At 70.0% G+C, this 13,018-nt stretch carries 12 protein-coding genes; 3 read left to right on the top strand and 9 right to left on the bottom strand.

The features are described from left to right. Positions 1 to 4: 4 nt before the first annotated feature. The 5 genes from ACWCP8_RS12990 to ACWCP8_RS12970 form a co-directional block, all read right to left on the bottom strand. Complete coding sequence (locus tag ACWCP8_RS12990) at positions 5 to 1,951, bottom strand: copper resistance CopC/CopD family protein (protein ID WP_352264065.1); 1,947 nt, start codon at positions 1,949 to 1,951, stop codon at positions 5 to 7. Positions 1,952 to 1,965: 14 nt separating this feature from the next. Next, positions 1,966 to 2,415 (bottom strand): copper chaperone PCu(A)C, encoded by a 450-nt coding sequence (locus ACWCP8_RS12985; RefSeq protein WP_352264067.1) that lies wholly within the window; start codon positions 2,413 to 2,415, stop codon positions 1,966 to 1,968. After that, positions 2,412 to 3,062, bottom strand: a complete 651-nt coding sequence (locus ACWCP8_RS12980) for an SCO family protein (protein ID WP_352264069.1) — start codon at positions 3,060 to 3,062, stop codon at positions 2,412 to 2,414. Before ACWCP8_RS12980 ends, ACWCP8_RS12985 begins: the two co-directional genes overlap by 4 nt. A 46-nt stretch (positions 3,063 to 3,108) precedes the next feature. Then, positions 3,109 to 3,855, bottom strand: a complete 747-nt coding sequence (locus tag ACWCP8_RS12975; RefSeq protein ID WP_352264071.1) for a YcnI family copper-binding membrane protein — start codon at positions 3,853 to 3,855, stop codon at positions 3,109 to 3,111. A gap of 180 nt (positions 3,856 to 4,035) precedes the next feature. Beyond that, a complete protein-coding gene (locus ACWCP8_RS12970; protein WP_352264073.1) occupies positions 4,036 to 4,875 on the bottom strand; it encodes a hypothetical protein in 840 nt (279 codons plus the stop codon). A gap of 228 nt (positions 4,876 to 5,103) precedes the next feature. Between ACWCP8_RS12970 and ACWCP8_RS12965 the strand changes: the two genes are divergently transcribed. Next, positions 5,104 to 5,661 carry an ATP-binding protein gene (locus ACWCP8_RS12965; RefSeq protein ID WP_451115903.1) on the top strand — a complete coding sequence of 186 codons (558 nt, stop codon included), beginning with the start codon at positions 5,104 to 5,106 and terminating at the stop codon, positions 5,659 to 5,661. Between the two features lie 81 nt (positions 5,662 to 5,742). Here the strand turns inward: ACWCP8_RS12965 and ACWCP8_RS12960 are convergent, their stop codons facing one another. Together ACWCP8_RS12960 and ACWCP8_RS12955 are read right to left on the bottom strand one after the other, a co-directional pair. After that, positions 5,743 to 7,206 (bottom strand): aminopeptidase P family protein, encoded by a 1,464-nt coding sequence (locus ACWCP8_RS12960; protein WP_451115901.1) that lies wholly within the window; start codon positions 7,204 to 7,206, stop codon positions 5,743 to 5,745. Positions 7,207 to 7,399: 193 nt separating this feature from the next. Next, on the bottom strand, positions 7,400 to 8,887 hold the full coding sequence (locus ACWCP8_RS12955) for a PP2C family protein-serine/threonine phosphatase (RefSeq protein WP_352264077.1): 1,488 nt from the start codon (positions 8,885 to 8,887) through the stop codon (positions 7,400 to 7,402). A gap of 472 nt (positions 8,888 to 9,359) precedes the next feature. Here ACWCP8_RS12955 and ACWCP8_RS12950 point away from each other — a divergent pair, with 472 nt between their 5' ends. After that, complete coding sequence (locus tag ACWCP8_RS12950; RefSeq protein WP_326604713.1) at positions 9,360 to 10,043, top strand: bifunctional DNA primase/polymerase; 684 nt, start codon at positions 9,360 to 9,362, stop codon at positions 10,041 to 10,043. 446 nt (positions 10,044 to 10,489) lie between these two features. After that, positions 10,490 to 10,930 carry a hypothetical protein gene (locus ACWCP8_RS12945; protein WP_451115899.1) on the top strand — a complete coding sequence of 147 codons (441 nt, stop codon included), beginning with the start codon at positions 10,490 to 10,492 and terminating at the stop codon, positions 10,928 to 10,930. Positions 10,931 to 11,171: 241 nt separating this feature from the next. On the opposite strand, the gene ACWCP8_RS12940 is transcribed toward ACWCP8_RS12945, so the two are convergent. Together ACWCP8_RS12940 and ACWCP8_RS12935 are read right to left on the bottom strand one after the other, a co-directional pair. Next, entirely contained in the window at positions 11,172 to 12,137 is a 966-nt protein-coding gene (locus ACWCP8_RS12940) for a DUF5926 family protein (protein WP_382829016.1), read from the bottom strand. Positions 12,138 to 12,387: 250 nt separating this feature from the next. Then, positions 12,388 to 12,993, bottom strand: coding sequence for an ATP-binding protein (locus ACWCP8_RS12935; protein ID WP_352264081.1), 606 nt, complete (start codon positions 12,991 to 12,993; stop codon positions 12,388 to 12,390). Positions 12,994 to 13,018 lie beyond the last annotated feature (25 nt).

Below are 13,018 nucleotides of genomic sequence, written 5' to 3'. Positions count from 1 at the left end.
CCGCTCAGCCGATCTTCACGTTCTTGGCGATGGTGGTCTGATCGATGTCCGACGTACGCACGGTCACCGCGATCTTCCAGTTGCCCGCCATCGGGATCTGGACGCCGCTCGCCGTCCAGTGCCCCTCGGTGAGCCGGTCGGGGACGACGGGCAACGGACCGATGTCCTTGGCCGCGAGGGTGAAGGCGAGCTTCACCTCGGGGACGTCCATGGGCTGTCCGTCGGGGCCGTCGATCCAGATGTGGAGCCCGTTGGCGCCGGTACGACCGGGATCGATGTCCATCCGGACTGTCCCCTTGCCGTTCCGGCCGCCGGTGTCGAACGGCAGGCTCACCGCGATGGGGCCCGCGGTCGTGGGCGCGGATGCGGCCGTCGACGTGCGGGCCGCTTCCTCCTCGGTACGTCCGGGCTCGGTCGAGGTCAGCACGGTCGTCACTGCCAACAGCGCCACCGCTACCCCGACTTCCGCCAGTACCGAGCGGCGGAGCCCGGACCGATCGGGGTCGGCGTCCCGGATCCGCTTCTTCGTGGCGGTCGCCACGGCGGCTTTCTGCCGGGCGAGTTGGACGGCCCGTGCGGGATCCTCGGGTACAGCCACCGGCTCGGTCTCCACAGCGGACCCGGTATCGGCGTCAGCGGTGCCGGCGTCCGTGCCCACCGCCTCCGGCGTGCCCGCAGCCAGGCGAGCCGTCCACCGCCGTGAGATCCAGGCGACCCCGACCAGGACGGCGACGAGCCCCACCTTCACGAGCAGCAGCTGCCCGTACCGGGTACCGGTCAGCGCGGACCAGGAGCCGACCTGCCGCCAGGACTGGTAGAGCCCGGTCGCGGTGAGCACCAGCACACTGCCGAACGCGATACGGGAGAAGCGGCGTACCGCCGTGACTTCGATGTCCGGCGTCCGGTACAGCGCGACCAGCAGCGCGGCGAGGCCGCCCAGCCATGCGGCGACGGCCAGCAGGTGCAGTACGTCGACCGGCATCGCGATGCCGGGCTGGATCCCGGTCGAGGCGTGTTCGGCCAGCGCCCATGTCCCGGCGATCCCGGCGGCGATGACCGCGCCGCCGATGGCCAGCCCGAAGGTGAGGTCCTTTTTCTCCCGCTCGTCCTCGCGCTTCGCGTACGCCCCGAACAGCACGGCGATGAAGAGCGCGGCGGCGCCGAGCAGCAGCAGCCGGGAGACCAGCGCGGCCCCCGGCTTGGTGTCGAGCACGGCTTTCAGGCCGTCCAGGTCGAAGGTGTCCGCGAGCTTTCCGGAGCCGGTGTACGGGTTGCGCAACAACAGCATGGCCAGGGTGGCCGTGGTGAGCGTCATCCAGCCGCGTACGACCAGGCGCTGCAGCGGGCGGGCACTCGCCCCGCGCTGCCAGCAGGCCAGTACGAAGGCGGCGCCACCGGCCAGCAGGATGAAACCGGCGTACGCGGCGTAGCGCGCGATGCCGTAGAGCGTGCCGACCAGGCCGCCTCCGGCCTGGTCCGTCGGCAGGGCGACGGTCGTCTTGGACGGGGCGCCGATGGAGAAGGTGAAGGCGCCGGAGACCGGATGGCTGTCCGCGGAGACGGCCTGCCAGGCCACGGTGTACGTGCCGTCGGGCAGCCCCGTGTGCAGCGGGACGCCGTACTTCACGGTGGAGCCGCTCTGCAGGTTCCGTGGTTCCGCACCGGTATCGGCGCGTTTGCCGCTGGGATCCAGGACCCGGACGGAGCCGTCGCCCATGGCGACCTGTTCGGAGAAGGTGAGCGTGACCTCCTTGGGGGCGGTGGCGACCACCGCCCCGTCCTGCGGATCGCTCCCGGTGAGCGCGGCATGCGCGGACGCCGGTCCCGCGCCTCCCAGCAGCAGGCCGAACACCATGCCGACGAATGCGGCGAGGAGTGCGGCAGCGGCGAGTGGCCGGCGCATCGGGGACACGGACGGGGTCGGCCCGAAGTGCGGGGCGGTGGCTGTCATGGAGTGTCAGTCCCTCACTGCTTCTTCGGGTTGTGGGTGGTCTCCTTCACGGGAAGGTCGACCTTGATGGGATCGGCCTTCTCGAAGTGCAGCTCGACGGACACCTTCTCGCCCTGCCTGGGCCGCTGCTTCAGTTTCATGAACATGATGTGGTTGCCGCCGCGCTCCAGGTCCAGTTCGCCGCCCGCGGGCACCTCGAAGGACGTCACCATGCGCATGGTCTGGTTCGTCGTCCGGTGGATCGTGACGTCGTCGGAGAGCGGGCTGGTGACCGAAGTGAGCCGGTCGGAGCTGTCGCCGCTGTTCCGTACGACGAGGAAGCCGGCCGCCATGTCGTTGACGGGCTGCGGCATGAACGCACCGGTCACCTTCAGTTCGGGCATGCCGCCCGAGGACGAGCACCCCGCCAGCGTCAGCCCGGTGGTGAGGGCGACGATGCCGGCGAAGACGGCGCGGCGGTTCACGGGTTCTCCCCCTTGATGATCTTGGGGAGGTCCTTGGTGTAGTCGTCGGGCGTGGTGTCCTCGCTGTACAGCACATACCCCTTGTCGGTCTTCGGGGAGAACGCGATGACCTGCGACCCGTGCATCGAGACGACCGTGCCGTCCTTCTCCTTCTTCGGAGGGTCGATGCCGATGCCGATCTGGCGTGCGCCCGCCTGGATGGTCGGGAAGTCGCCGGTGAGACCGATGAAGGAGGCGTCCTGGGCCCTGAGCCAGCTGCCCAGCGAGGACGGGGTGTCCCGCTCGGGGTCGGTGGTGACGAAGACGACCTGGAGCTTGTCCTGGTCGGCCTTGGGCAGGGACTTCTTGGCGATGGCGATGTTGCTCATGATGAGCGGGCAGACGTCGGGGCAGTTGGTGTAGCCGAAGTAGATGAGCGTCGGCTTGCCCTTGGTCCGCTCGCGCAGGTCGTACTTCTTGCCGTGGGTGTCGGTCAGGACGAGGTCGGGCTTGGTGAACGGCTGGTCGAGCACCGTCGCGGCCTGGGTCTTCGCCTGGGCGGAGACGTCCGCGAGGGGCTTGTTGGCGTCGTCGCTGCTGCCGCAGGCCGACAGGGTGAGCGCGGCCGCGGCGACGAACGCCGCGGCCAGCACTGTCTTCTTAAGCATGGATTGCTGATTCCTGGTGGGTCGGTGGTTCGGTGGGGCCGGAGGGTCAGGCGGTGCGCCGGCGGCCGGCCAGGACGCCGAAGGCCACCCCGGCAGCGCCGATGAGGATGCCGACGATGCCGAGGACCCGGGCCGTGGTGTCACTGGAGGAGGACGACGCGGACGACGCCTCGGTGTGCTCGTCCTTCGCCTGGTCGGCGCCGGCCGCACCGGCCTTGTCGTCGGCGGCGCCGTGTTCGTCGGTGGTCGCGGCGGTCAGCTTGAGAACCGGCGCCGGGCTCTCGGGCTCCTCGGCGCCGTCCTTCTGCTCCTCGATCCAGCGGACGACTTCCTTGTTGTCGTACGTCTGGATGGCCTTGAACACCAGTTGGTCGGCGTCCTCGGGGAGCTGACCGACGGAGAGCGGGAACTGCTGGAACTGGCCCGGGCGGATGCCGAGGTCGTTCTTGCTGCCCTCGGCGGACCAGGTGACCTTGGAGACCGCCTCGTCGATTTTGTTGCCGTGGACCTCGAGCGGCTTGGCGAGCTTGCTCTTGGTGACGACGATCTTCCAGCCGGGCACCGGCTGCGGCATCACGGAAGCGAGCGGGTGGTCGGTCGGGAAGTTGACCTCGAGCTTGGTCGTCGAGGTGTTGTCGCGCTCGTTGGGGACCTTGAAGTTGATCGTGGCGTAGCCGCCCTTGGCGGCCTCGCCCTGCGGCTGCACGCTGACGTGCGCGGAGGCCGTGCCGGCAAGGATCAGCACGGTGGACGCGGCGACGCCGCCGGCGAGGGCGATGCGGGAAACGTTCATGTCAGAAATCACTCCACTGAAGCACGAAGGAAAGGTGGTCCGACGCGCGGATGCGCGGCGGCGTCGCGACACCTCTTCCTCACCTTCGGCGTGCCTGCACCGAGCCGGGGACCACCGCATGGCGGGCGCCGAGCGGTGACTGCGGTCGAGTCGTGCGTGCAACGAGCGGAGGGTGTCGCGTCAGGCTGCGAGGGTGAATGCGGGCGGAGGCCCGCGCCTGATCACCAGGTGCTGCAGTGGATCGCCGGTGGCGGGAGCCGGGGCGTCGACCGTGGTACTACGGGGGATGTGCGGCCCGGTCGCCGGTTCGCCCGGGAGACCGGCGCACAGTGCCCGTACGAGAGCGAGCGCGGCCCGCAGCGTACGCAACCGGGCCCCGGCCATGAGCTGCTTGGCGCCATGCGCCGACAGCCGGACCAGCCGGAACAGTGCGATTTCGCCGCGCCGCAGCAGCCAGCCGGTGGCCAGCGCGGCCAGTAGGTGGCCGAGCAGCATGGGCAGGCTGGGCAGCAGACCGGCGAGCGCGGCCGGGTCGGTCACGGCGGTGACCGCCGCTCCCGTCCCGGTGGCCATGTGCTGATGGCCCTGGTCCATCGCCGTCACCGTCGCCGGATCGATGCCTGCGGCGGTGACGATGCGGTGGGCGGCGGCGGCGTTCAGCTGCTCCGGTCCTGCGCCGCAGACGAGGCCTGCCGCGAACCGGATCAGTGAGCGGTCGCCCGCCCCATCGCCCGTCGACGTGCTGGGGACGCCGTGCGAGCCCAGGCCGAAGAGAGTGTGCAGGGCGATCTGCCCGCCGGCCAGGGCGGTGGCGATGGACGGCATGGAACGCTCGCGTCCGGCGAGTGGCGCCACCACCGCGAAGACCCCGAGGAAGCCTGCGAGCAGCGTCCACCAAGGAACGGTCGCGCAGGAGGCCAGTGTGTGCCCTGCCGCGGACAGCCCGACGCAGGCCGCGGTGAACACCGCGGCCCTCAGTAGCCGCAGACCGGCTCCGGCGCGTGCGACAGGCGTAGACATGGCCGGGTCATCATCGCACTGCGCCCCCGGCCGCCGTACGTCAGGTCCGGAAAGTCGCCTTCTGACCGGTTGGACACGAGGCGCGTGAGCTGGACGGGTCCGGCATACACGGGTGTACGGAGTGCTGGTATCCGCCGAATGAGCGGTCTCACATCAGAACTGTGCTTACGAACCGCCCGGCGCGGCAATACGTATCGGTATGTCGAGCCGCAGCCAGGAGGCTGGAGCATGAGCATCTGGTGGTCACTCCATTTGCGGCGCGAAGCTGCGAGCGTTCCGCTCGCCCGTCGCTTCCTGCTCGGCACCATGGAGTCCGCGGGCGTGGATCCGGACATCTCCTTCGACCTGTCGCTCGCGCTCAGCGAAGCCTGTGCGAACGCCGTCGAGCACGGCGGGGAGCAGAGGGGTGCCAACGTCACCCCCGGGGACTGCGACCCGTGGGACGCGTGGGACTCCTGGAGCGAGCAGTCCGGTACGACCTCCGGGCAGTACTGGGTCACCGCCTATCTGGACGGTGAGAAATGCCGTATCGAAGTCGCCGACTCGGGGCCCGGCTTCCCCACCCGGCGTGTGCTTCGCACTGCCGAACAGCCGCATGCGCATCAACCGCCCGCGCACCAACCGCAGCCGCTTCCGCCGCTCAGCGCCGAGGACGGCCGAGGACTCTGCCTCATCGAACAGCTCGCCGACCACGTCCACTTCGCCAACCGCCCGGGGCGTGGTGCGGTGGTGAGCTTCGACAAGGTCCTGAAATGGCGGGAGGGCGCCCTGCTCATGGTGTCCTGAGCGGGGCGCCCCCGACGCGCGGTGCCGACCGTCCACGACCGGTCCCGACCGTCGATGATCAGCGCTTGATCAACCCTTGAATCAGCCCTTGAGCTGAGCCATCCAGGCCTCGACCTCGTCGGCCTGGCGCGGCAGCTTGTCGGAGAGATTCCGGTTGCCGTCCTCGGTGACGAGGATGTCGTCCTCGATCCGGACGCCGATGCCGCGGTACTCCTCCGGCACGGTCAGGTCGTCGGCCTGGAAGTACAGACCGGGCTCGACGGTGAGGCAGACGCCGGGCTCCAGCGTCCCGTTGACGTACGTCTCGGTGCGTGCGGCTGCGCAGTCGTGGACGTCCATGCCGAGCATGTGGCCGGTGCCGTGCAGGGTCCAGCGGCGCTGCAGACCCAGCTCCAGGACCTTGTCCACGGACAGGTCGCCCAGCAGACCCCACTCGACGAGCTTCTCGGTGAGCACGCGCTGCGCGGCGTCGTGGAAGTCGCGGTAGGCCGCGCCGGGCTTGACGGCCGCGATTCCCGCCTCCTGGGCCTCGTACACCGCGTCGTAGATCTTCCGCTGGAGCGGCGTGAACGTGCCGTTGATGGGAAGGGTCCGCGTCACATCGGCGGTGTAGAGGTCATTGGTCTCCACACCGGCGTCGAGCAGCAGCAGTTCGCCGGAGCGCACGGGGCCGTCGTTGCGCACCCAGTGCAGGGTGGTGGCGTGCGGGCCCGCCGCGCAGATCGAGCCGTAGCCGATGTCGTTGCCCTCGATGCGGGCGCGGAGGAAGAACGTGCCCTCGATGTAGCGCTCGCTGGTCGCCTCGGCCTTGTCGAGGACCTTCACGACGTCCTCGAAGCCGCGCGCCGTGGCATCGCAGGCCTTCTCCAGCTCGGCGATCTCGAAGGCATCCTTGACCAGGCGCGCTTCGGAGAGGAAGACCCGCAGCTCCTCGTCGCGCTCCGCGGTGACCTTGTCGGTCAGCGCGGACTCGATGCCCGAGTCGTGGCCGCGGACGTTACGGACGGGTCCGGTGGCCTCGGTCAGCGCGGCCGGGAGCTGACGTACGTCCTTCGCCGGGATGCCCAGCAGCTGCTCGGCCTCGGCCAGGGAGTGGCGGCGGCCGACCCACAGCTCGCCCTGGCCGTCGAGCCAGAACTCGCCGTTCTCGCGGTTGGAGCGCGGCAGCAGGTAGACGGTCGCCTCGTGCCCGTCGTCCTTCGGCTCCAGGACGAGCACGCCGTCCTGGGTCTGGTCGCCGGTGAGGTACGCGTACTCGGTGGAGGCGCGGAAGGCGTACTCGGTGTCATTGGAGCGGGTCTTCAGGTTGCCCGCAGGAATGACCAGACGCTCGCCGGGGAAGCGCGCGGACAGTGCGGCGCGGCGGGCCGCAGTGTGCTCGGCCTGGGCGATCGGCTCGAGGCCGTTCAGCTCGGTGTCGGCCCAGCCCGACTTCATGTTGGCGGCGAGTTCATCGGAGACGCCCGGGTACAGGCCGTTCTTCCGCTGCTTGACCGTCTCGGTCTCTTCGGTCTCCGGGGTCTCCGGGGTGGGCTCCTCAGACACGACTTGTCTCTCCTTGATACGACACTGGACCCCGTCCATCGTACGGGCGTGCGGAAGGGGGCCCAGGGCCGGAAGACCTCTTACAGAGACCGGCTGCCGAGACCTGTTGCAGAGACTGATCACAAAGACCGATCGGAGAGACCGGCCGAACCACCTGCTCGGCCGAAACGCGAAGCTCCGCTGATGACGCGGCTCAGTCGAAGCGCGCTGCCAGAATGACGACGTCCTCGGCGCTGTCGACCTGGTCGAGCCCATTCGGCAGGACGGTCCGCAGCACATGGTCGGCCACCGATCCGGCGTCCCGGCGCAGCGCCTTCGGTACGCTCGCGGCCGCCGAGTGGAGCCGTGCGAACGCCCGGTCCATCGAGTCGCCGGTGCGGCGCAGCAGCCCGTCGGTGTACAGCAGCAGCGTCTCGCCGGGCGCCGGAGCGAACTCCACGCTCGGCGCCTCCCAGCAGGCGAGCATGCCCAGTGGCGCGGACAGGGTCGTCTCGACGAACTCCGTGCGCCGGTCGCCGGTCACCAGCGGTGGGGTGTGCCCGGCACCGGCCAGCACGATCTTGCGTGCGGCGGGCTCGCAGCAGGCGAAGAGCGCAGTAGCGGACCGTGCGGGTTCGGTCAGCCGCAGCAGCAGCTCCAGATCGGAGAGCACGGCAACCGGATCCTCGCCCTCCATCACCGCGTACGCCCGCAGACCGGCCCGCAGCCGTCCCATGGCAGTCAGCGCGCTGGGCCCGGAGCCGCCCACCGAACCGACGGCGAGACCGAGCGCACCCTCCGGCAGCGCCATCGCGTCGTACCAGTCACCGCCGCCGCGCGGTGCGGCGCGATGGCGGGCGGCCAGCTGTACGCCAGGGACCCGGGGCAGCCGGCCGGGCCGCAGCTCCTCGGTGAGGGCGGCCACTTCTGCCCTGGCCCGATGCAGCTCCAGCAGCCGGGCCAGGTGCGCGCCCGCGTAACGGGCGTAGAGACCGACGAGGTGGCGCTGGCGTTCCAGGGGCTCGGCGGGCTCGTCGTAGAGCCAGACGGCCGCGCCGAGCCGTCCGGTCGCGGGGGTGGTCAGGGGCAGGGCGTAGCTGGCGGCGTATCCGAGCCGGGCGGCGACTTCGCGGTGGCGGGGGTCCAGGCCTGTGTCGCCGAGCAGATCGGGGCTGGTCTGGGGTCCTTCGGCGCCCGGGAGGCCGTCCAGGATCCTGCCGTACGAGGTTGCGCTGCGCGGCACCGTCTCGATGTGGCCGAGCTCGGCGTGGGCGAGTCCGAGACCGATGGTGGAGACCGGGCCGCGACGGTCGGAGGGTTCGAAGACGATCAGCCCGCGGCGGGCACCGACCAGGGCCGCGCCGGCACCGAGCAGCTCGTGCAACGCGTCGTCGAGGGTGTTGGTTCCGGCCAGGCGCTCGGTGAGTTCGTGCAGCGTGGTGAGGTCGGAGACCCAACCGGCCAGACGGTCTTGAAGAAAGGCCCCTGGCGCGGCCGGCACATCGTCCAGAGGCCCGGCAGTGTGCGCTGAAACAGCAACTGCGGGATCGATTCCAGCCACTTTCGGCAGGTGAGGGGCGCTCATGGCAACCGGCTTTCCGACCAGTGCGTTTCGTCGAATAGCATCGCAAACCCCCATGTCATTCTGCGCCGCTATCAGTGCATCCACATGTACACGCACAAGTAAGCAGATGTCCAGCATTGTCCCTGCGGGATTCGTGGTGTCCGCGGACCGCTAAGTTGGCCAAAAAATGCACCCTATGGATGCCATTTGCTGTCGACTGGGTCTGGCTCGACAGGGGGTTACCTCGGGGTGAAGTCCCGGGGGAGCGTCATTCCGGGCATGCTGGGTACGTAATCGGTGATGAACCAGGGGCAGTTCTGATCGCCCCGGAACCTGGCAGGGAGCCCGGACGTCCTCACGTGTGACGGCCGCGCCCCACCCCCGAGTGGCGGGGTTGTGCACCATGGGACGGCAGGCGCGATGCGCGCTGCCCCTCGCCATGTTTTTGGCTGGACCGGCTCAGCTCGACTCGGCTCACGCTCGGTACCGATGGGTTACCCGTACCGCAGACTTAGAGAACATGTACGCACGGTGAAGTGATACACACGTGGCGTGACGCACACGTGTTGTGATGTGGCCCTCGGCGTTCAACGGAAAGGAACGAGCGCTCATGCGCGAGATCCTCGGAAGGCGACGCAGGCTCCGGCTCCGGCGCAAGGCACGGCCCGCCCAGCTCGACGCGGCCCTGACCTGTGCCACCGCATGGCAGTGGCCCGTGCTTCCCGGAGTGGGGCTGAGCGCAGGCGGTGGTCGCGGTGACCGCGGCCGTGGCTGCGCCTGCCCCGATCCCGAGTGCGCCGTACCCGGCGCACACCCCTTCGATCCCGGTCTCCTCGCGGCGACCACCGACGAGCGCATGGTGCGCTGGTGGTGGACCAATCGACCGACCGCGCCGATCATGCTGGCCACCGGCGGCCGCGCCCCGTGCGCGCTCAGCCTGCCGGCCATGGCCGGTGCCCGGGCGCTGACCGAGCTCGACCGCATGGGGATGCGGCTCGGTCCGGTGGTGGCGACACCGACGCGGTGGTCGCTGCTGGTCGCTCCCTACACCCTCGAACAGCTCGGCGAGCTGTTGCACGCCAAGGACTGGGTGCCCAGTTCGCTGCGTTTCCACGGCGAGGGGGGCTATCTCGTCCTTCCCCCGTCCGAAGTGGGTACGGGGCAGGTGCGCTGGGAACGGGCTCCACTGCCCGGCCCCGTGACGCCCTGGCTGCCGGGCGTGGAGGCGGTCCTGGACGCGCTGGTCGAAGCGAGCAACAGTGCTCCCGACGGCGGCAGCCGGCTCGCGTACTGAGAGCGGCCGGTCGGCGTCGGCGGACCCGGTGGGGCTCCGAGCGGGCGTACGGGCTGTTCGGCTCACTCGTTCGGGTGTGAGCCGGTCGAGTTCTGCGTGAAATGGGTGCGCTCCACCCCGGCGCCCGCATTTTCGTCGATATCTTCGGCGCACCGTCAGGAATTCCCGCGAGTCGACAGGTGGGGCCGCCATGAATCTCCGCTTGATCGTTATGGCGGGCGTGGTGGTCTCCGCCGTCGTGCTTCCGCGCGCGGCCTCTGCGGAACCCGCGGGCGGCCGCGGTCACGTACCGCGTAATGCAAAGTCTGCCGATGCAAAGTCCAGCCATGGCGGGCTTTCTGATGGGCCTTCCGGAACCGGTTCGAAGGAGTCTTCGGGGGCTCCCTCGAAGGGATCTTCGCAGGGGAGTTCCTGGCCCGGACTTCTGTCCGATATCGACCTGCCGAGTGGTCGCGGGGAAGTCGGGGGGCCCGGCGGAGGGGGCGGCTCAGCCTTTCACCGGATCGGACGCTTCCGCGCTGCGGACCGGCGCCCGGTACGGCCCCGAGCTGACCTCTCCCGAGGGCATCGACGGGCAGACCTGTGCCATGACCGACGGGCGCGCCACATGGGCGCGCAGCTACTGCCGCAATACGACGGGTGACGAACTCCGGTCCGTACTCACGCTGATGGGGCCCGGAGGCCGGATCGTCGAAACTCACTGCACGGTGGAGTCACAGGATGAGCCGGGCGGCTGCGGGACGCCGCACCGCTCGTCCTGCGGAGGTCCTGACGAGTATGTGACGGTGGCCGAGTACGCGGGCGGCGGGGTGCCCGACGGGACGGCCGAGGAGGCTCCGCTGCTGCTGAGGTCCGGATCCGATCCGGCGCCTTCCGCGGCGGGTTGACGCCGGATCCGCAGTCGCTGTGCCCGGTCCCGCGCGTCGCTCCGTGCGCCGTGTCCGGGCATGAGAACGCCCGGTCGCTGGCGACGGGGGATGCACCAGCGACCGGGCTTCTAGAACGGTAACAAGAGATCTGCCGTTCGCAAATTCGATCTCGCTTATTCGGACAGCTATTGACTTGCGGGTACTGCGAGTTGTGACATGAGTCACCGATCGGCCCGCCGCTGTCGTCACGCGGTCACGGTCAGCTGAGCGTCACTTGGCGGTTGGTGAGACCGCCGCGGGCCCGCCGCTCGTCCGCGGTGAGCGGAGCGTCCGAGGCGAGCGCCTGCGCCAGCCGCTCCGCGAGCTCGGCCGCGGGCTTCTCGCACTCCTCGGCCCCCATCGTGCTCGGCAGATCCCAGACCGGGACCATCAGTCCGTGCGCGCGGAAGGAGCCGACCAGCCGCGTCCCCTCACCGAGCGAGGAGGTGCCGGCGGCGTGCAGCCGGGCGAGCGCGTCGAGGAGCTGCTCCTCGGGGTGCGGCATGACCCAGCGCAGGTGGTTCTTCTCCGGGGTCTCGCACCAGTACGCAGCGTCCACGCCGGAGAGCATGCTGGTCGGGATCGCCGCTTCGTTCGCACGCTCCAGCGATGCGGACACCTCGGGCGTGGCGTTCTCCGCGCCCGGGACCCAGAACTCGAAGCCGGAGTGGACGACGGGCTCGAATGCGGCTTCCGGGTCGAGCAGGTCCTGCAGGCGCGGCCCGTCGGCCGGTACGCGCCGGGCGGCGACGGGTGAGCCGGGCTCGGTGGCCAGCGCGCGCTGCAGGGTGTCCGCGAGGTCGCGGCTGAGGTCGCCGGAGGAGGTGTCGTTCTGCAGGGCGAGCAGGACGGAGCCGTCGTCGCGGCGCAGCGCCGGCCACGCCATCGGCAGCACGGTCGCGAGCGTCACGGACGGCACGCCCTCCGGCAGTCCGCCCTTCAGGGTCAGCTCGACCGTTGCGGCGGGCACCAGCTCGCGCATGGCGACCCAGTCGCACTCACCCGCCAGGCCCTCGAACGGGCGCTGGACCAGCTCGGTCACGGCCTGGGCGGCGGCGCGGCCGTGACAGGCCTTGTAGCGGCGGCCCGAACCGCACGGGCAGGGCTCGCGAGCCCCGACCACCGGGATCTCGCTGTCCTTGAGCTGCTGCTTCCCGGCCTTGGTCTGAGGGCGCTTCTTGGCCATGGTGGGCTTTCTCCCGATTGCGACAGTGCGGTCTGGGCCGCGAGCCTAGCCGCCCGTGTCGGGTCCGGGACACAGACGCCCGGGGCGCATGGGGTACGTACGCGGGAGCGCCGGTGTGTCGCGCTCCGTTCAGCGGCTCCCGGGCCCCATCCGGACCTCGGTGCACAGGCTCATCCGTCCACAGGTTCGCAAGCCCGTCGGTTCACCGGTCCGTGCGTACGCCGAACCGGTGCATCGGCCTCGGGCCACGTCAGCCCGCGTCGTCGAAGGCGTCGGCGAAGTCCAGCCCGTCGAGCCCCGGCAGATGCCCGTTCCCGTGGCCATGCCCGCGGCCCTCGCTGACCAGTACCCACACGGTGACCTCGCCGGACGAGCTGTCGCGTACGCCCCACTCCTGGGCGAGCGCGCTGATGATGTTGAGCCCGCGGCCACCGCGCGCCGTCACGGACGGTGTGGCCGGAATCGGTCGGGTCGGACCGCCTCCGTCCGTCACCTCGACGGTCAGCCCGCCTGTTCTGTCGACGTGCCAGGCGGCACGTACGTCGCCGTCACCCACATCTGTGTGTCGCCCCAGCGGCCTGCCGTGTCGGCAGGCATTGCTGAGAAGTTCGGAAAGGATCAATACAGCATCGTCGACGACCGAATCCGACACCCCGTAGCTGCGCAATTGCTCGCGCATCCGGTGCCGCGCCTGCCCCACGCCCGCAGGGCCATGGGGTACGGCCATGCTCGACGACGTGGGCACTTCCTGTGCCACCACCAACGCCACCCCCGAGACCTCCTTTGCCCCACGCCACGGAGTGGATGCCCCCCTGGACTGGACCGGAAACCGGCCAATGGCCTGCCAGTGACGCATTCGTAACGATCGAATACAGACTGAA

The sequence above is a fragment of the Streptomyces sp. NPDC002206 genome (assembly GCF_053593595.1).
Note: the sequence above shows the minus strand (reverse complement) of the source record. Positions and strands in the feature narration are given on the sequence as shown.

Coding starts and splice junctions, on each gene's coding strand:
- ACWCP8_RS12965 (WP_451115903.1), top strand. CDS start 5,104: ATGAGCATCTGGTGGTCACTCCATTTGCGGCGCGAAGCTGCGAGCGTT.
- ACWCP8_RS12950 (WP_326604713.1), top strand. CDS start 9,360: ATGCGCGAGATCCTCGGAAGGCGACGCAGGCTCCGGCTCCGGCGCAAG.
- ACWCP8_RS12975 (WP_352264071.1), bottom strand. CDS start 3,855: ATGAACGTTTCCCGCATCGCCCTCGCCGGCGGCGTCGCCGCGTCCACC.
- ACWCP8_RS12955 (WP_352264077.1), bottom strand. CDS start 8,887: ATGCTGGACATCTGCTTACTTGTGCGTGTACATGTGGATGCACTGATA.
- ACWCP8_RS12980 (WP_352264069.1), bottom strand. CDS start 3,062: ATGCTTAAGAAGACAGTGCTGGCCGCGGCGTTCGTCGCCGCGGCCGCG.
- ACWCP8_RS12990 (WP_352264065.1), bottom strand. CDS start 1,951: ATGACAGCCACCGCCCCGCACTTCGGGCCGACCCCGTCCGTGTCCCCG.
- ACWCP8_RS12940 (WP_382829016.1), bottom strand. CDS start 12,137: ATGGCCAAGAAGCGCCCTCAGACCAAGGCCGGGAAGCAGCAGCTCAAG.
- ACWCP8_RS12935 (WP_352264081.1), bottom strand. CDS start 12,993: ATGCGTCACTGGCAGGCCATTGGCCGGTTTCCGGTCCAGTCCAGGGGG.
- ACWCP8_RS12970 (WP_352264073.1), bottom strand. CDS start 4,875: ATGTCTACGCCTGTCGCACGCGCCGGAGCCGGTCTGCGGCTACTGAGG.